The sequence below is a fragment of the Moraxella bovis genome, from assembly GCF_025985205.1.
In the GTDB taxonomy this organism is placed as follows: Bacteria; Pseudomonadota; Gammaproteobacteria; order Pseudomonadales; family Moraxellaceae; genus Moraxella; species Moraxella bovis.
The window spans coordinates 936803-957432 of the sequence record NZ_CP087840.1 but is presented as its reverse complement, the minus strand read 5'-3'; the positions used below and the strand labels follow the sequence as shown (position 1 = coordinate 957432).

The 20630-nt window shown below is 44.3% G+C and carries 10 protein-coding genes; 4 read left to right on the top strand and 6 right to left on the bottom strand.

Annotated features, from left to right (window positions below; translation table 11 throughout):
• The first annotated feature begins 76 nt into the window (after window positions 1–76).
• Together LP107_RS04745 and LP107_RS04740 are read left to right on the top strand one after the other, a co-directional pair.
• Complete coding sequence (locus LP107_RS04745) at window positions 77–1066, top strand: peptidylprolyl isomerase (protein ID WP_078273130.1); 990 nt, start codon at window positions 77–79, stop codon at window positions 1064–1066.
• A gap of 245 nt (window positions 1067–1311) precedes the next feature.
• Window positions 1312–4938, top strand: a complete 3627-nt coding sequence (locus tag LP107_RS04740; RefSeq protein WP_264682818.1) for an autotransporter domain-containing protein — start codon at window positions 1312–1314, stop codon at window positions 4936–4938.
• Between the two features lie 510 nt (window positions 4939–5448).
• Here LP107_RS04740 and ccoP read toward each other — a convergent pair.
• Genes ccoP through ccoN form a run of 4 tightly spaced genes read right to left on the bottom strand, consistent with a single transcriptional unit; the run spans window position 5449 to window position 8847 of the window.
• Entirely contained in the window at window positions 5449–6531 is a 1083-nt protein-coding gene (ccoP, locus tag LP107_RS04735) for a cytochrome-c oxidase, cbb3-type subunit III (RefSeq protein WP_078273131.1), read from the bottom strand.
• Window positions 6528–6707 carry a cbb3-type cytochrome oxidase subunit 3 gene (locus LP107_RS04730; protein WP_078273132.1) on the bottom strand — a complete coding sequence of 60 codons (180 nt, stop codon included), beginning with the start codon at window positions 6705–6707 and terminating at the stop codon, window positions 6528–6530. Before LP107_RS04730 ends, ccoP begins: the two co-directional genes overlap by 4 nt.
• Entirely contained in the window at window positions 6707–7345 is a 639-nt protein-coding gene (gene ccoO, locus LP107_RS04725) for a cytochrome-c oxidase, cbb3-type subunit II (protein ID WP_264675907.1), read from the bottom strand. The genes LP107_RS04730 and ccoO overlap by 1 nt, the downstream gene beginning before the upstream one ends.
• Before the next feature lie 11 nt (window positions 7346–7356).
• Window positions 7357–8847: a cytochrome-c oxidase, cbb3-type subunit I gene (gene ccoN / locus LP107_RS04720; protein ID WP_078273134.1), complete on the bottom strand. Its 1491-nt coding sequence runs from the start codon at window positions 8845–8847 to the stop codon at window positions 7357–7359.
• Window positions 8848–9462: 615 nt separating this feature from the next.
• Between ccoN and LP107_RS04715 the strand changes: the two genes are divergently transcribed.
• A complete protein-coding gene (locus LP107_RS04715; RefSeq protein WP_078273135.1) occupies window positions 9463–9846 on the top strand; it encodes an SCP2 sterol-binding domain-containing protein in 384 nt (127 codons plus the stop codon).
• 75 nt (window positions 9847–9921) lie between these two features.
• Here the strand turns inward: LP107_RS04715 and LP107_RS04710 are convergent, their stop codons facing one another.
• Complete coding sequence (locus tag LP107_RS04710; protein WP_078273136.1) at window positions 9922–10842, bottom strand: OmpA family protein; 921 nt, start codon at window positions 10840–10842, stop codon at window positions 9922–9924.
• Between the two features lie 76 nt (window positions 10843–10918).
• Entirely contained in the window at window positions 10919–18445 is a 7527-nt protein-coding gene (locus LP107_RS04705; RefSeq protein ID WP_078273137.1) for a YadA-like family protein, read from the bottom strand.
• Window positions 18446–19269: 824 nt separating this feature from the next.
• Here LP107_RS04705 and ccoG point away from each other — a divergent pair.
• On the top strand, window positions 19270–20619 hold the full coding sequence (gene ccoG / locus LP107_RS04700; protein ID WP_078273162.1) for a cytochrome c oxidase accessory protein CcoG: 1350 nt from the start codon (window positions 19270–19272) through the stop codon (window positions 20617–20619).
• Window positions 20620–20630 lie beyond the last annotated feature (11 nt).

The following is a 20630-nucleotide window of genomic DNA, read 5'->3' as shown; positions in this document are numbered from 1 at the left end:
TCATAGCATTTGACGAGATGATGATGAAATGCTAAACTGATTTAGTTTATTTATTAACAATTTTATAGGAACAACAATGAAACATCCCCTTATCCAATCCCTGCTTACCATCAGTCTAAGCCTAGGCATGGCAACAGTCGCCACCGCCAACACCCCTAGCGTAACAAGCAGTGCCGATGGTATTTTGGCACAGGTTAATGACGAGATTATCCTAAAAAGCGAGTTCATCACCGCCAGTCAAGCCATGGCTCGTGAATATCGTGACAGAGGTATTGCCTTATCTAACGCCGAAATCCAAAATCTTACCATGGATGCCCTCATCACACGCAAATTACAGCTTGGACTGGTGAATCGTGCAGGGTTTAGCCCCAATGAAAATGCGGTCAATCGTGAACTGCTCGCCATTGCCAACAAAGAAGGCTTTGACAACCTAGCAGATTTTCAACGTTCGCTTGATGGTAAACAGGCAGGCAGTTATGCCGAACTTCGTCGTCAAGTCATCGAAGATGCCAGCCTAGTGGCACTATGGCAAGCCCAAGTCCGCCCACGCATTAACATCGGTGAGCAGGAAGTCAATGCTTTTTTAAACTCGCCTGAAGGACAAAAAATCCCTGCCAAACAAGTGCTTATCCCTGAATGGCAGACCAGTCATATTTTGGTCAAAGTTGACGATGCTCAAAGTGATGCCATGGCACAACAAAAAATCAACGCCCTATACAGCGAACTACAAAAAGGAGCGGACTTTGGGGCGATGGCAGCCACGTATTCTGATGACACAGGCTCTGCCACCCAAAACGGTCGCTTGGGCTGGGTTACTGACGGGCAGATGGTGGCAGAGTTCGAAGCCATGATGAAAAATACTGTCGCTGGTGATTTTTCCACCCCGTTTCGCACGCAGTTTGGCTGGCACATCCTAAAAGTGGAAAACACCCGCCAACGAGACATGAGTAATGAAGCACGCAAAGACAAAGCTCGTGAGATACTATTTAGCCGTCAAGCTCCCCAAGCCGAAGAAGACTGGGTGGATGAACTAAAAGCTGGGGCTTATATTAAGATTTTTGAATGATTTGACAAATATCAAAAGACGGCTGATGGTCGTCTTTTTTATCATCCGCTTTTAGCATTCCACCTTCCAAACAACTCAATTCCTACAAAAAAACCAACCAACAATCATAAAAAAACTACCGTTTATCAATAATTTTTCATGAAACCGATCCTATTGCAGGATTTTTAGTATAATTGAATTTTTTATTAATTACAAACATTGATTTTATCAATAAACAACCTATCTTTTGAACCTAAGGGTATTTTATGAATCACATTTATCGTGTTGTTTTTAACCACGCTACAGGCACTTACCAATGCGTATCAGAGTTTGCCAAAGCAAAAGGCAAAACCAAGTCGATTAAGGCATTGGCGGTAGCAAGTTCGCTTGTTGTGAGTGGGATTAGCTTTGGGGCAAATATTGAATTCACAGATGGGCAAACGCACACCATTAAGGGCAACAGAGCTTTTGATGGCGAGGTGCTTATCAGCAACCCCAATACCAAAGTAACCATTAAAGGGCAGTTGGTGTTTGGTAATGGTGATGACACCGATGCCACCATATCAAATCAAGCCGTTGTTGAAAGTAATAATGACATTGCGATTTCTGCTGGACAAAACGCAACGGTTGTTGTTGATAATGCTAGCCTAGCAAATAAAAGTGGTATTTTAGCCTTAGGATTGACACCATCTAATACTGCCAAACTGATTGGTAGAAATGGTGCAAAAATTACCGCTTCTGGCATTGTGAGTATTGCTAATATAGATAATAGTACTGCTACGGTTGAACTTACAGGGCAAGATACAGTGCTGTCAGGTACAGTCATCAATGTTGGCGAGCAATCAAGTGCAACAGGCACACTAACGCTTAGTGGTAAAGCAAATATTAAGGCTGATCAGTTGTTGATTGGTCGTGGTAATGGTGCAACAGGTACGCTCAATATTGACAATGCCACCATCGATGCCCAAAGTGTGATAGTGGGCGTGTATGGCAAAGGTGTTGCCAATTTGACAGATGGCAGGCTAAACCTAAGTGAAAGCTACACATTGGCAGACGGTGTGGGTTCAACCGCCCAAGTGACCAGTAACAACACCACCATTGACACAAAATTTGTGATGATAGGCACATCGGGCAATGCCACACTTGATAGTGCCAATGATGTGTATAGAATCCAAACCAGTTTGGGCATTGGACAAGTGGCAGGCTCAAAAGGGGTTGCCAGTTTTGACAACAGCTCCATTCGTGCAGAGACGATTGTGTTGGGTGTGTTGGAGGGTTCACAGGCAGACGTACTCATCAAAGGGGCGAATTCTCAGTTGAATGTCGACAACAATTTGGTGGTGGGGTCAGGCGGTGTTGGTAAACTCACCTTAGAAAGTGCCTCCGCATATAGTGTCGGTCATCTTAGAGTGGGTGATACCGTTTATGTTGGTGGCGGTGGCGAAAACGGCACGGCTGGCACAACAGGTGGCACAGGTACATTAACCATCAAAGACAGCACGTTGGTTGCCAAAGAGATGGTGGTAGGCAATACAGGTAAAGGTACGCTTCATTTGGAGGCTCAAGATGTTGATAATTACCTAACAGGGCTTTATGTTGAACAGATTGGTCGTGATGCCAACTCTGCCCAATCTGACATTTACATCAATGGGGCAAAGATTGGTATTACTGCTGACCAACCCAACTTATTTGCCAATTTTACCAAAGACAATAAAATTGAGCTTGGCAATAAGGGTGTTTATTTTGAAACAGCAAATGTACAGTCGGGTACAAATGTCACTATTAATCCCAATGCGGTTTTGACAGGTCATGTTGGTGCCATTAATATAAATACTCCCGATGATTCAGCTGGTTTTTGGAAGTCGGGTGCAGGCACGCTTGAAATCAATGAAAATTCTAAAAAGTTCACAGGGGACATTGGTGTCACACAAGGTGTACTAAAAATCAATGGCAATTACACCATGAATGGCGAAAATCTTGTTATTGGCATTTTAGATTGGAATGAAGATGGCGTACTAGATACCATAAACGAACATGGCAAACTTGTCGTAACAGGCACTGCCGACATCAGCAAGGGCAGCCTAAAAGTATATGCCGAAGAACTTATCGCAGACACCCCCAAAGACAGCGTTTGGCGTGATGTGGTGTCAGCAGGTACACTAAATGGTCAATTTGCCAGCTTAGATGACAACAGTCCACTTGTGGATTTTGAAGCAGATTATAGTGATGCTAATAAAGTACATCTAAAATTGGCACAGCAAGGCTCAACGCCAACGCCAACGCCAACGCCAACGCCAACGCCAACGCCAACGCCAACGCCAACGCCAACGCCAACGCCAACGCCAACGCCAACGCCAACGCCAACGCCAACGCCAACGCCAACGCCAACGCCAACGCCAACGCCAACGCCAACGCCAACGCCAACGCCAACGCCAACGCCAACGCCAACGCCAACGCCAACGCCAACGCCAACGCCAACGCCAACGCCAACGCCAACGCCAACGCCAACGCCAACGCCAACGCCAACGCCAACGCCAACGCCAACGCCAACGCCAACGCCAACGCCAACGCCAACGCCAACGCCAACGCCAACGCCAACGCCAACGCCAACGCCAACGCCAACGCCAACGCCAACGCCAACGCCAACGCCAACGCCAACGCCAACGCCAACGCCAACGCCAACGCCAACGCCAACGCCAACGCCAACGCCAACGCCAACGCCAACGCCAACGCCAACGCCAACGCCAACGCCAACGCCAACGCCAACGCCAACGCCAACGCCAACGATTGTCGGCACTTTTGAAACTGCTGTCAAGGCTCATGGCTACCATTCGTCGGAAAATTTGGCAAAAATTTTGGATAAATCAGTGGCTGATAGAGTGGCGAGTAATGACAATGATTTGGCAAATAGCTTGATTGCTGACACCATCAATTACAACCAAGCAAACCTTGCCAGCCTTGCCAACAATTTACAGCCCCTGCTCTCAGGTTCGGTTAATCGTATTGTTGCCGATAGCAGTCATGGTTTTGGCAATGCCATTTTTGAGCGTGCCTTTGACCCCAATAGAACCATTTGGGCAAAAGCCATTGGCAATAATACCAGCCTTGACCAGCATAGTAGTGGCTTGACTGGATTTAATAGCAATGAAACAGGTATTATTGTTGGTGCTGACACCGCCATGGCTAACAACAGTCTTGGTGTTGCTGTTGCATACAGTCAAAATGACATTGACAGCAAAGGTTTTGTCAATCACAATGCCAAAGCTGATACCGTCATGGGTTTTGTTTATGGCAATCACCATATGGATAAAACAACCGCTCACGTTCACATTGGTGCAGGGGTGGCAAATATCGATGGCGAGCGTCGCATTGCTCAAACAGGTTTAGGAAATGGTCGTATTGCCAAATCTGATTACAACATCAACATCATCCAAGCAGGACTTGGTATCTCTCATCAGATTGGCACCCCTGACCGTCATATCACTCCCTTTGCCAAGATGGAATTCACCCAATCAAAATCAGACGGCTATACTGAGGCAGGGGCAGATGGTTATAATCTTGCCGTACAAAAAGCAACCTACCAAAGCTTAAAAAGCACCATTGGTGTGCGTGGGCATAATGCCATTACACCGCGTCTAGCCCTAAAAAGCATGCTCTCGGCAGGGGTAGACAATGGAGACGTCCGCAGTGATATTCATGCTGAATTTACAGATTTTGCCAATCATGGCTTTACAGTAACTGGTCATGACATCGGTAAAACCTTTGGTGCAGTGGGTCTTGGCATGACCTACAAGCCCAAAGCCAACACTACTTTATCGCTTGGCTATCAAGGTCAATGGCGTAAGAACCATGACAATCAAGGAGTCGTACTAGGCTTTGAGATAAAGTTTTGATTGGTAATAAAAACAAAGAGCTGTCGCAATGACAGCTTTTTTTATGATCTATTCTCAATCATACAAGTCCCTGATTTATCAAGGGTAAATTACAGCCCACGCCTACAACCAGAAAACAACCAACCAGTAATCAATAAGCCACCATGTTAAGTTGAGATTAAAAATTTTGGCTCTGGTTCAAAAAGTATGCTACAAAGAAAACTGTTCGTGATAAGCTTGGGAAGCCTAACGGTTTTCCTACCCGCAGGCAGGCTCAGGGCGAACAGAAAACCTAGTTTGGCATACTTTTTAGACTACTACCAAAATTTTTTATACATTTGATGCTTATCACAGGCTCTATCAGGGCTGACTGTGCACACCCTTTATTGGCGTTATTCAAGATAAGACCTTACCACACATCATTAAGTTTGTGGTAACTTTAAAGTTTCTTAGGTGTAAATTACTTTTACTTTATTAACTTGCATAAAAAAGACCTTGCATGAAGGTCCTTTTTATGCGATTGACAATCTATCATTCAACAGGGTTTTGTGATAGTGAACGAACATAGGCAGCAAGTAGCATTATGCGCTCGTTCCCTAGCTTGGTTTGCCACTCAGGCATCACACCAGCACGACCATGACGGATGGTGGTTTGTACAGTTTCACGGTCACCGCCAAACAGCCAAATATCATCTGTTAAGTTAGGTGCACCAAATGCAGTTAGACCTTTAGCGTCAGCACCATGGCATAGCACACAGTTTGCCTCAAAGATGGCTTTACCTTGTGCTACTAGCGACTGATTAAGCTCGCCATTGTCCACGCCCGCACCATGCCCACTAGAAATAGATAAAACATATTCAGCAGCAGCACGAACACCAGACTCACCCAGTTGTTTTTGCCATGCCGCCATCGCACCAACACGACCGTTATGAATGGTAAGCAAAATCTCACCTGCATTACCACCATGCAGCCAATCATTATCAGTCAAATCAGGATAGCCTGTTGCACCTTTGGCGTTAGAGCCGTGGCACAAAGCACAGTTTTGTAAAAATAGGCGGTTACCTACTTTTTGTGCTTCTGGGTCACCTGCCAGCTTATCCACATAAGGGGCAAGCAATTTAACCTGCTCATCGATTTTGGCTTGCAAGTCTGAATCAGGCTCAGCATTTTTGCGTTGCTCAGCTTGTAGCTCAGAGAGTTTTGCCAATACAGGTACAGCATCGGTTGCACCAGCTACCGCCAAGATGTTTTGCTCAAAGTTTTCGGTAAAAACTTTATTGTTGGCTTGTAGTTGGCTATTTAGCTCGTTCTCTGATGTCCAAGGCACCTGCTGACCATCAACTTCTACGGTTGTGAAGCCTTTCCAACTATTTGGCTGGATTGAAGGGTATAATAAAAAATATCCTAGACCCCAAGCCAAAGTCCCAAAGAACACCGCAAGCCACCATTTTGGCAAGGGTTTGTCATATTCACGAATGCCGTCGTATGAATGTCCTGTTGTCTCATCTTCTTCTAGCACAGGCTTGGTTTTTAGAGTCCAAACAAGTACCCCAAAAATAAAAACCCAACAAGCCAGCGAAAAGATGGTAATCCAAGAACTCCAAAAAAAGCTCATTGTATATCCTTAGTGCGTTGTGATGACAATTTTTCTAATTGATTGTCATCTAACGCAAGTTGTGCATCTTCTTCAAAGCGTTTTTTGTTTTTTGGTGAGTATGCCCACCACGCCACGCCGATGAAAGCAATAAATGCCATCACCGTTGCGATACTATGTAAAACGCCCCAATTCATTAGCGTTGACCTTGCATGGCAATACCAAGCTGTTGCAAGTAAGCGACCAATGCATCAAGCTCGGTTGCCCCCTGTACTTGGTCAGGCGCCGCTTCAATGTCAGATTCGGTATAAGGCAAGCCAAAACGGTCTTTAAAGATACGCATTTTTGATTGAACCTTACTGCCATCGACCTCATTCTTGGCAAGCCAAGGATAGGCGGGCATGACAGATTCTGGCACCACCGAACGTGGGTCAATCAAATGGTCAATATGCCACTGGTCAGAATAACGACCACCGACACGGGCAAGGTCAGGACCGGTACGCTTAGAACCCCACAGGAATGGATGATCCCATGTGGATTCAGCGGCACGACTATAAGGTCCATAACGCTCAACTTCGGCACGAAGTGGACGAATCATCTGAGTGTGGCAGACGTGACAACCTTCACGGATATAAATATCACGACCTTCCAACTCTAACGCTGTCCAAGGACGCATGTTAGGAAGTGGTTTATTCACACCGCCTTGCTCTGGTGAATTTTCGTCAAAAATCAATGGATAAATCTCAACCAATGTCGCAAAGCTAATCGCAATCACAATAAAGACAACGAGTAAGCCGGTGTTTTTCTCAACAATTTCATGTGTAATGTTAGACATGGCTACTCCCCTTATGCTTTGACAGCGTCATTATCAAAGACTTCTTCACGACCTGTATTAACCTCTTCAGGCTCAGCAAGATGCTCAGGAATACTAGGCATCTTAATGGTCTTATAACAGTTATAGGCCATCACAAGCATACCACCAACATAAAGCAGACCACCCAATGCACGCACCACATAAGGCCAATGTGATACCACGACAGTTTGGATAAAGTCATAAGACAATGTACCATCATCGTTGGTCGCACGCCACATCAAGCCTTGGGTAATGCCCGAAATCCATAGAGCGACAATGTACAGAACCGTACCTGTCGTTGCAAGCCAAAAATGCACTGTGATAAGGTTGGTTGAGTACATTTTTGCTTTGTTATAGATACGTGGCAGTAGTACATAGATAGAACCGATGGTAATCATACCTACCCAACCCAACGCACCAGAGTGTACGTGTCCGACCGTCCAGTCGGTGTTATGACTGATGGCGTTTACTTCTTTGATAGATAGCATTGGACCTTCAAAAGTACTCATCGCATAGAATGACAATGCTACAATAAGGAAGCGAATGATTGGGTCGGTACGCAGTTTATCCCAGCTACCAGATAAGGTAAGTACACCGTTAATCATACCACCCCAAGAAGGAGCGAATAGAATCAGCGAGAATACCATACCCAAAGACTGAGTCCAGTCAGGCAGTGCCGAGTAATGCAAGTGGTGTCCGCCCGCCCACATATATGACGCAATCAAAGCCCAAAAGTGAACAATGGATAAACGATATGAATACACAGGGCGACCAACTTGCACAGGAATGAAGTAATACATCATGCCCAAGAATGCTGCTGTTAAGTAGAAACCTACCGCATTATGTCCATACCACCACTGCACCATGGCATCTGTTGCACCGCCATAAAGTGAATATGACTTCCAAAGACCCGCAGGAATGGCAAGGTTGTTAACGATATGCAAAAGTGCAATGGTAATGATAAATGCCGCAAAGAACCAGTTGGCAACATAAATATGCGATGTTTGACGCTTGATGAGCGTGCCAAAGAATACAATGGCATAAGCCACCCATACCAAAGCAATGGCAATATCAATCGGCCATTCAAGCTCTGCATACTCTTTGGCGGATGTCAAACCTAATGGTAGGGTAATCACCGCTGCCACAATAACCGCTTGCCAACCCCAAAAGGTAAACCAAGCAAGATAAGGGGCGAACAGTCTGGTCTTACAGGTTCGCTGAACAATATAATAAGATGTTGCAAAAAGTGCCGAACCCCCAAACGCAAAAATCACCGCATTAGTATGTAGCGGTCTTAAACGCCCAAAGGACAGCCAAGATGTATCAAAATTAAGTGCTGGCCATGCAAGTTGCGATGCGATGAACACACCAACCGTCATACCAACGATACCCCAAAATACTGCCATGATGGTAAAAAGACGAACAATCGTAATTTCGTATTCATGGTCAACGGATGGGGCTACTGCTGTTTTAGATAGACTCATGGGATAGGTTTCCTGTGCAGCCCGATTTGTGTCGTTGTTTGATGAGATTAATCATCAAATTTACGTTTTTTAACTATATTTGTCTATTGTAACGCAAAATTTGCCAAATATCATCATCCAAATCCGCTTTTAGGAAAAAACCTTAAAAAAATTAAGGAAAAAATAACAATCAAACAATGACCACAATCTTTCCTATGACTGGCTTACTCATGATGAGCTTGGCTTGCGTTAAATCCACACTCACAATAGGGTATTGTGGCGGGTTTTTCACCGTGTATTATACAACACAATTGTAAGTTTTCGGGCATGTTTTGTAAAAAATAAATGAAAATTTTCACATTTTTTAAAATTTTTTTGTAACTCTTGCCAATTTTTGACGATTTTAATCAATTTTTTTAATCAAAAAAGACAGCTTTTTATTAAGTTTAAAAACTTTCACCAAACCTATTTGGTTTTTATAAAATAAAAATTTAATCATTTTTTACTTATTAATTTAATTTTTAAGAGTAAAATTGATGAAAATTTGATGAATTTTGTGGTATTTTTATAAAAAGCCTGCTTTTCAAATCATTTTTGTTTTATAATGAGCCATCTTATTTATCATCGAGTTATTTTATGGCGAAATTTTTAAGCCAAGCATGGTTTGAAGAAGTTCAAACTCTCAATGCTAAAGCAGGCGATTTATATCTACCGCCCAGCCTTGCCAACCTTATTGTCAATGTCAGCATCACAGGTGACGACCCTAAAGAGCTACACTTAAAAGCAGGTAAATTGGGTCAGCATCACACCAATGATGCCGTTAGTACCATCAATATCGACAGCGACACGCTCGCCCAAGTCATCTCGGGTAAAGATGTTAATGTTGCCCTAGAAGCCTTTATGATGGGTAAAATCCGCATTGATGGCGACATGTCAGCGGTCATGGCACTACAATCTGCCAAGCCCAGTAGCGAGCAAAAAGCACTTTATAAAGAAATTTTGGGTGTGACAGAGTTTTAAGCTTTTAACCATCAGTTTTTTATAAACTCCAAAACAAAACCCTGCCATCAGACAGGGTTTTGTTTTTAGGGATGATTACTGACCATCATTAAAATTTTGATACGTCTCACCTTGGCGGATCTCATGACGTGAACCATCATTAGCAAATGCATAAACAGTAACGTCAGCTTCCACACGGCGGTTTGGTTGCAAGCATTTAATTTGCTCAGCTCTTGGGGCATTGACATCACAGATGACATGCGGTAATGGCTGAGTTCTGCCCGCCCCTGAGGCAGTCAGCGTGCTTGATGTCACGCCTTTGCTAATCAAGTATTGGCGAACCGTTTGGGCACGAAGCATGGATAAGTTCATGTTATACATGTCATCGCCATAGCGGTCGGTATGACCTGTTAGGTTTACACGGCTGTCGCCACCTGCTTCCCATGCGATGAGCTTGGTGGCAAGTTTATCTAGCTTAGCACGCCCTTCTGGGAGCATGTCTTCTAATTTCCACTTATCAAACTTAAATAGCGCGTCAGCCTCAAGGGTGATTTTTTCTTTGATAATCGGTGCTTGGGTGATGACAGGCGTTGCCACAGCAGTCGTATTTGGGGCAGGTTTGGCATAATTGGCACAATCAGCAGGCATCCAGTAAAATTCTTGACCTTTAAACTTATCATCAAAAATCACTTTATACTGACAAATCTTAACCGAGTTGTCCGCTTGGTAAAACTTCATGATATAGTCCCACTCGCGAGCACGATTTGCTTCGTTAAAATGTGGACGACCGATAAGCTGATATAACTCATCTTTGGCAACCCCTGGATGAATTTTGGAGAGATTTTCGCTGTTGGGGAATTGACCGTTTTTTTGCCATGCCTTATCAAGCTGTGGGAATACGATGTCGTCTTTGTTATCGATGGTGCCATGCTCTGTGATGTTTGAGCTTAACTGCCTGGTACCCATGCAACCTGTCAGTGCCAACACAGACAAGGATAAAAGTGCTAATTTGTTCATAATAATGTTCCTAGCTATTGTAAAAGTAAACAGGTTAAAAATTGCACACCGATTGATGTGCAATTTTTTTGTAAAATCAGAAGTGGAAGCCTGCACCCACCGCACCGCCGACGTTGCCTTGGGTGTCTGCCGAACCGCTCATCTTCAATACCCAACGACCGTTATCGGACAGCTTGGAGAAACCAACAGCTACCGCACCTTCACCATTGTAGCTGGCAATACCACCAGTTAGCATGGATTTACCTGGTAGGTAGGCTTGTGGCAAGGTGGCCATCGCCATCGCTGATGAGACACCTGCATTGGCATCGTCTTCTACATCATCAATGCGAGCGTTTAGCTGGTTGCCCATGTTGATGGTGTTGTTTGCCAAATTGGTAATGGCTTCATTGGTGTAATAAAGCTGTGAACCGTTGATGGCATCGGTTGAGGTGGGTGAAACCACACCTGCTGACACATTTTGGATTTGGCGTGTTTGACCGTTCTCTGTACCCACACTTACCACGCCAACAGGCTGAGTACCTGGAGCAGTTTGGCTGTTTTGTACGCCTGCAACATTGGCATCATTAGCACCTGCATAAGTGTAATTACCGCCATTGGCTGTGGTATGCACCCCTGTTGATGAGGATTTATCACCCAAATAAACAGAGTTACCAACCGTTACATTGACATTGTTACCCAAGATAAAACTGTTATTAGCACCAGTTGCAACAGTATTGTCATTACCCACACTGTAAGAACCATCAGCATTGATGATACTTGGGTCGCCGATGGCACCTGAGTGGTTGCCTGTCACAACATTGCCTGTGCCGATGGCGATAGATTGGGTACCAAGAGCTTGTGAGCCATTACCAATAGCAACCGACTCGTCACCTGATGAGTAGGTATTTTGAGCAGTATAAGAGTTTGTGCCGTCAGTATAAGTTGTCAAAATTGCACCCGTATTCGCATCTCTGCTGATCGTATAGGTAACATCTCCATTTTTGGCAAACCTTGTACCATCGGTTACAATGCCACTACCAATCGCTACCGAGTCATCGCCTTCCGCTACAGTCTGATAGCCGATGGCTGTTGACTTAGCACCGTTAGCTTGAGACTGTTCCGCATTCGCACCACGCCGACCACCAACACTACTTTCGCCACCATTAACATGGATATACTTAGTACCTTGCTCGTTCATGTTTTTGACTGCAGTCAATACCGAGTTGGTTTCAACCGTACCCGTACCCGCTGCATCATAAGTTTTTAATGCCTCATTTGCCGTTAAAGTTATGGGTTGTTGATTGCTTGAATCATTTGGATCTTTCTTTGGGTCAATCACAGTCGTTACTGCACTGCCATTGCCGTCCACCACATTGCCATTGATGTCCGTACCACCCACGATGTGATTGATGTTCGTGGTCGGAATGATGGCAGAGATCTGGCTTGTAACCATACTTGGTGCCACAGCCGTGCCAGAGCCGTCTTGTGCTGTGTTATAGCTGACATTACCCTGTGCATCAGTGATGGCATAGACTGGGTTGCCGCTGGCATCCACATAGGTGATTTTTGTGGTCTTGTTGTCCGCATTCACATTATAAGTCACCGTGCTGGACTTACCATCAGCAGCAGTTGTTACCACAGCGGTGGTACCTGTGCCATTAATAAAGTCTACTTTATCACTTGGGCTAACCAGATCACGCTGCTCACCATTGTTTTGCAAGTTCCAACCAGAATTATTAATGGCATTCGCCACATCGCCTGCCGTTGCAATCGCATTCGGGTTGGCTGGCGTGTTCACCGTGCCATTTGCATTACTGGTTAATGGTGTGGTATTCACTTTAAGCTCGCCTGTCGGCGTAGTATTTATCGTAATGCCATCGGTTTTAACGTCAATCGCACCTGTATTGCTATTTACCGTCAAGCCATTACCAACATTTACCGCCAAGTCAAAGGTTGTTGAGCCATCTTGAGCAACAGTCGGTGTTACAGATACTGTCTTATTTGTAGAAACCACGTTCTCTTTTGACCCTGCGACTGCTTGTGTTAGCTGACTGACGTTTACCGCGTCGGTCGGTGCTGTACCCACAGCGACATTGGTGATTTTATTGCCACCCATGTCTACGGTAGAATTCGCACCCACAGTGAGAGTACCATTTGGATTAATGGCAACATTGTTTGACGTTATCTGATTCACAGCAATGTCATCTGCCAAGGCATAAGTTACCTTACCATTGACATCTTGTTTGACAGTCAGGTTTTTGCCTGCGGCCATATCAATAACATCACCTGGGTTGATGACTTCATCATTACCCAAATCTTTTGTACCGCCATTGGCAGAAGTTTTTAGGGTAAAGCCTGAGTTATTGATGGCATTGACGATATCGCCTGCTTTAACAAACTTATCCGCATCAGCTGTTATTGGAGCATCAATCTTGCCATCATTATTGGCATCTGTTAATGTTGTGGTTTGTGGGGCTTGAGCGGTTGCTTTTAGCACACCATTTTCAATAACAATACTTGCATTATCTACATTAACATCGTATTTAACTTCACTAGACTTGCCATCAGCCGCAGTTGTTACCACAGCTGTCGTGCCTTTACCGTTGATAAAGTTCACCGTATCATAAGGTTTCACAAAGTCTTTGGCTTTGCCATTGCCTTGCAAATTAAAGCCTGCATTTAGCACATCGCCAACAGTTGCTGCGTTGTTGACATTTAAGCCTGTTGGTAAGATTTGTGAAGTCGTAACAGCGTTGCCCGCGGTGTTGTACGCATCGGTGTTGTACGTTGTTGGTAAGTTTGATGCGACATTTGCTAATGTAGTCGGTGTGGTAGTATCACCTGCACCGTTTTGCATTGATGCGATGACATCAGCAGGTTGTACGGTAGTACCTGAGCCATCTGCTACAGTGTTAAATGTGCCATCTTCTTGTTTGTATAGCTTATCGCCAGCTGCATTGGTATATACCACTGGTATTTGGGCGGTTTCGGCGATATTTTGAGCATTTACAGCGACCGTATAAGCCGTATTACCTTTATCATCTTCTGTACCCACTACAACTGTTACGCCCGTACCTGCTTTCACAGAAGATGTCTTTTCAGAGTTGGTGATGGCATTAGCAACATCGCCTGCGGTCATGACTTTGTTTTCATCGCCGGCTGCAATAGTGACGTTGCCACGAGTAACAGTCGGTGCATTTGCTTTAGCAACATCGACATTGTAAATCGTTTGACCATTACTACCTGTAGAGCTTGTTACATTGGCTAAACCTGAACCCGTAACTTCTGTCTTCGATGCCGCTGCAGCTTTTTGTACATCACCGATATTTGCTGCATTGGTCGTGACATTACCACCGCTTGCAACATTAGTGATTTGTGTATTGCCAGCGTTGATGCCTGCATTGTTAATGATGACAGGGCCTGCTGTTAGACTTGTGGTTGTTACATTGTTAAATGTCACATCGTCAGCTGTTGCAACAGTGATATCTGTACCGTTACGCGTTACTTTGATGTTTTTACCTTCAACAAAGTTCACTGAATCACCAGGGTTGACTACTTCGCCTGCATCACCATTTGCTTTAACGGTAAAGCCTGAGTTGTTAATCGCATTGGCAATATCACCTGCTGTCGCTAAGGCATTAGGATTTGCAGGCGTATTCACCGAACCATTAGTATTATTAGTTAATGCTGTGGTATTGGCTTTGATTGCACCTGTCGCTGGGTCTTTAGTGATAGTTGTGTTGTCAGCATTCACTACAACATCAAATGTTGTTGCACCTGTGGTTGCATCAGTTGTTGGATTAACAGTCACAGATTTGTCTGATGATGTAACCACTTCTTTTGAGCCTGCAACGACGTTGTTTAACTGGCTTACGTTCACCGCATCAGTCGCATCTGTACCTGCTGCAACGTTAGTGATTTTGTTACCACCGTTGTTTAGACCGCCATTAGTTAAGCTAACCGTTTGGTTTGGACCGTTAGAAATAGTGATACCGCCATTATTCATTACGGTATTACCAGCTGTTACGCTGTCCACAGTGATGTTTTTAGACAAGTTATAAATAACGTCATTGTTGTCAGTCGATTTTGAAATTGCGATGTTACCATCGGTGTTTTTCATATCCACTGTTTCACCAGGATTGACAAGGCTACCATTTGCACCTTGAGCAGTTAAAGTGAAACCTGAGTTATTAATCGCATTAGCAACTTGACCACCTGTGACAAGTGAAGTCGGTGCTGCTGCAGCTGATTTACCTGCTGTATCAGTTGTGATGTCGCCTGTAACTGCTGTGATGCTACCGTCTGCATTGACTGTTGTCGTTGTGCCATCAGTTTTAGCAGAAACTGTGTATTCAATATTGCCATTATTATCTTCAGCAGCTGCTTCAACTGTTACGCCCGTACCTGCTTTCACAGAAGATGTTTTTTCAGAGTTGGTGATGGCATTAGCAACATCGCCTGCGGTCATGACTTTACCTTCATCACCTGCTGCAACGGTTACGTTACCACGAGTAACAGTCGGTGCATTTGCTTTCGCTACATCAACGATGTAAACATCTTGACCATTATCACCTTTAGTTGGTGCTGCAACAGTTGCTAAGCCCGTACCTTTCACTTCAGTTTTAGCCTTGTTATACACTTGAGTTAATTGCTCTTGTGTTGCAGCTTGACCACCTGTATAAGTAGACGCAGGGTCAAAAGTGGTATTAGTTAAACCTGTGATTGTACCTGTTGTACCATCAATCACAACTGGTTTATCTTGACCAATCGTAACTTTATTCGCTAGACCAAAGTCAATTTGATTATCGGTAACAGTGGCAACAATGTTTTTGTCGGTGCTAGTATATTTAACTGTATCACCAAGTTGGACGTTGTCTTTGTCTGTAATGCCTGCACCAAGATTGTCAGCTGTAATATTAAAACCTTTAGCAATGTTATCCGCATTGGTTTTGATATTCGTTGCGTTAGTCTCTACATTTTGGTTGGTAGTATATAGCTGTGAGCCATTAACTGCATCTTTACTGTCAGCCGATAATGTCGCAGGGCTAACATTGGTGATTTTTTTATCACCTGCATTGATGCCTGTCGTTGTTACGCTTGGGCCATTTGTAATGGTTAAACCGCTGTTATTAACCTTTGTATCGCCAATAGTTAAGCTACCATCTTTACCAAGGTCGACATCTTTAGCCAACTTGATATTCAACGTATCAGTACCATCAGCTTCTACACCAATATTGCCATCAGTTAAATCACCTGTAGCATTACCTTTAACATTTAGTGTTTCGCCTAAATTACGCTCAACATTTGTACCTGTATCGCCTGCAAAAGTAATTGGCTTTTGAATTTCGGTATTTAGTGCTGTTAATGCGTCGCCTACATTATTGATAATAGTCGTATTTGCACCATCTGCAGTAGTTATACTATATCTAGGTGCAGTTAGACTACCATTTGGATTTACAATAACACCACCGCCAAAATTATTCGCCGTTGTATTTGCTAAATTACCTAAAGCTTCTTGGGTTAAATAAAGCTGACTGCCGTTAATCGCATCGGTAGAAGTGGCTGAGATTTTGCCTGTAGCAACATTGATAATTTGACGCTCTTTGTCAGTCGCACCAACAGAAACCACACCGCTGTCTACTTTGCCAACACCTTTAAAATCACCATAAGTAATACCATTAACAACAGCTTGGGTTTCTGCAGTTGCTTCACGGTCGGTAGAGCCAGCACCAAGCACTACGCTATTGCCTTGACTGGTTGTAACATCACTACCCAGTACGAATGTATTTGCTTGTTGAACGTTATTACCCCTACCGATAGCGACAGATTTTTCACCATTCACATAATTAAGCGTACCCATTGCAATCGCATCGTCTGCGGTAGCGCGAGTGCCGTTGGCATTATGCACGCCATTTGTTGATGAGTTGTCTGTCGCCACGGCACCAATCGCAATCGTGCGTTTTCCTGTGGCTTGTGCCGAATGCCCCACTGCAAATGAACCATCTCCGGTGGCAGATGCCACATTGCCGATAGCGGTCGCATAACTACCAGACGCCACCGATTCACGCCCCATAGAAAGCGTGCTATTGCCTGTTGCTTGTGCCCCCTGACCAACAGCGATACTATTATAACCTTTGGCGGATACTGCTGAACCCACGCCTACTGCATAAGTACCTTTAGCTTGGGCATATCCACCAATAGCAGTTGCCCCTTTTCCTGCAGTGGCTTTATCGCCCAATGCCACGCCATTTACCGATTGAAACACTTTGATGTTTTGGGAAGCCTGCGTGGGTGCTACGGTGTTATGGTCGGTTGAAAAATTAGGATTTTGTCTAAAACCAATACCTGGGTTAGAACCATTTGTAACAGTTGCTCCTTTACCAATCGCCACAGAATTGCCTTCAGCACTAGTATCTTTATCACCAATCTTAATCCCCTGAGCATCATCAAACTGTAGGCTTGACAAGCCCTTGATGTGCGAGCTTAGCTCCACCGAGACGGTGTTATTGGCGGTGTCAATGGTGGTAACGATGTTTTTGGTGTCGGTACGAGTTTTGGCTTCGGTATCTTTTTTCTCTGTTTTGTTGTCTATTTGAGCGGTGGTATCTTTGCCTTTGATGCCTAGCACGCCATCGGTCATTGTTTTGGCTTTGTCTTTTTCGGTGGCTTGGGTGGCTGTATCGGCAGCCGTATCTTTATCGGCAAAGTATTTGGCAGGGCTGGCAAGCTTTGCCACCGCTTTTAATTGTGCCACATTGACCGCATCGGTATCAAGGCTACCTGCCGCCACATTGATGATTTGGCGAGTGGTTGTGTCATTACCTACCGACACCGCACCGTTGTCTGTGCCTTTGACGGTGGCAAGTACTCCGGCATCGTCTTCAATCGGTGAATATACGCTAGTAGCATCAGGAGTGGTTTTTGCAGTTGTGCCTTTTGCCAACCCTGAACGGTCAGCAACCGAGCCACTGCCTATTGCCACCGCCCCCACTTGATTGGCTTGGGTGTTTGCACCCAGTCCTATGGCATTTTCTTTCTCAACCTTACTTACTGCACCGATAGCGATAGCGTTTACAGCAGGTTTGGCTTCATCTGCAACTGGATTACCCTTGAATATCTTCGTGCCACCTGTTTGTGCGTTACTACCAATTGCGATAGAATTTTCGCCATTAGCGACAGCATTACTGGCGATGGCGGTGCTGTTATCGCCATAGGTTTTTACCTCAACGCCCAAGGCGGTCGCTTGATTACCATTGGAGCGAATGTTTGAGCCGATGGTGGTACTTCCTTTGCCATTGGTGGTAATACTATCGCCGACCGCTGTAACTTTTGACTCTCCATTAACGCTTTTACCGATAAGCACCCTGTCTGCCATGCTTTGGGTGTACCAATCAATACCCTTGCCATCTATGATTAGTGTATTATTATCTAACCTAGTTGTGCTTTCAATCTGTGCCTGTGCCACGCCTGCCAATCCTAGGGCGATCACCAGTAGCGACAGACGCCATACAGGGCGAAATATCTTGGTACGCAGACTGCCCTTGCCTTGGGCGCGGGCGTATTCGCAGACGGCTTGGAAGGTTTTAGTGGATTTGTTATAAATCACACGATAGATGTTGTTCATATTTACCCTCTTAAAATGATGAGTAGGTGATGGATGATGATTTGTCTTAATTTAGCAAAAGATATTAACACGTTAACAAAACCAATACAAAGATTTCGGGAGCATTGCCAAAAAATGTCAGTCCTAATTAATATTTTGTCAATGTCTATCAATATCTTGTCAAACTGATGTCAAGATTTTTAAAAAATCATAAAAATAAATCACAATCAAAAATACATGAAACTTTATAACAAATATCATGTTCTAACAATGCTCGACAAAGCCCACACCCTTATTAGAGCGTGGTGGTTATTGATAATATCTTTATAAAACATGATAAAAATTAGGGCATGTTTGCCCTTTTAAAATGACTATTTGACAATCGATAAATCATCACTTGGGTTAACAAAAGCGTGCAATTATCATGCCAAAATCATGACTGTATTTTCACAATCCAACCCTTTTATTATCATGGTTTTTGCAGTCATCATCACGCCATGCTTTTGCATCAATGCCAACACCGCCATTTAATCCTTTAAAAAATTATGGAAAAGGTGTAGAATATATTTATTCCAAATTGATAAAATCAGTATCAATGAGCCCAGCCAAGAGCGAATATTCGCCACAACAGCTAAGGTTATATCATGTCAGAGTCATCCGATAATTCTGCAAAAAACACAGAAACTGCCGAAACCGAAGTGTTTGACCCCAAATCAGGCGATACAGCAAAGAACTCACCCGCCGAGTCACCCTCTGCTCACAAGCCTGATACCAGCACCCCACCACCCAAAAAAACCAAAAAGCCCAAGCCACCGCCCGAGAAAATGATACCACATTCTAAGGACATGGACGCTACCAAAAAACGGGTGCATCCACGCTTTGTCTCAGGCAAATATCAAAACATTCGCCTAGTAAGCATGTATACCATTTTGGTGGGATTTTTGATACTGCCATGGATAAAATGGGGTGGTCGTCAGGCGATACAGTTTGATGTCGCTGAACCAAAGTTTTATATCTTTGGGGCAACTTTTATGCCGCAGGATTTTTATTTCTTTGCCTTTATATTTATGATTGCTGCCTTTACACTGTTTATGGTAACGGTCTATGCAGGGCGTGTGTTCTGTGGCTATGCCTGCCCACAGACCATCTATGTACACTTGTATCAGCACGTAGAGAAATGGGTACTGGGCGAGCGTAATAAACGCATCAAGTTCGACAAAGAGCCTAATAGTGCTTCTAAGATTGGCAAAAAACTACTCATTCATCTGATATGGGGTGTGATGAGTATGATTACCGCTGTGACATTCATGTCGCTTGTGGTCGGGACGGAGTACCTATTCTTTAATGGGGCAACACCGTTCTTTATGGGTTGGAGCAAGATGACATGGATATTCTTTGGTATCATCACTTTTGTCACACACATAAATGCAGGCTACATGCGTGAACATATGTGTGTGCATTTTTGTCCTTATGGTCGTTTCCAATCAGTGATGTTTGACAAGGACACCTTACTCGTCTCCTATGACTATGACCGTGGCGAACCTCGTGGGGCTCGCAAAAAAGGCGACCACCCCGAAGGTTATGGCGACTGTGTGGACTGCACCATGTGTGTACAGGTATGTCCTACGGGTATCGACATTCGTGACGGTTTACAAGTAGAATGCATCCAGTGTGCAGCGTGTATCGATGCGTGTAATGAAATCATGGACAAGGTGGGCTATCCCCGTGGTCTGATTCGCTACACCACCGAACGTCAGCTTGTCCACAAAGAAAAAACCAAAATCGTAAGCTTCCGTATCTTTGCCTACATCCTTATCCTTAGTGTACTGGTGGTGGTGGCAACAATGGTAGCAACAGGGCGTGACCCCTTGGAGCTTGAGATTCGCCACAACCGTAAGCAAATCAGCAGTGTCGGACGTGATGGCATGGTTGAGAACAGCTATGTCCTAAAAATCGTCAATAAGACCGATGAGCGACAAGTCTATAAAGTCAAACTAGAACCCGTTGATGGCTTGACCTTAAAATCTCGCTTTAAAGAGTTACCGCTCAAAGCCAACGAGCCGTATGATTTGCCTGTGAGCATCTTTGGCGACCCTGCCAAAATCAGTGGCACCATGCCTGTCACCATCACTGTCTATACCGAAGATGGTAAGTACAGTGCCAGCAGACAAGACGTGTTTGTCTATAAACCCTAAACCAAGAAGTA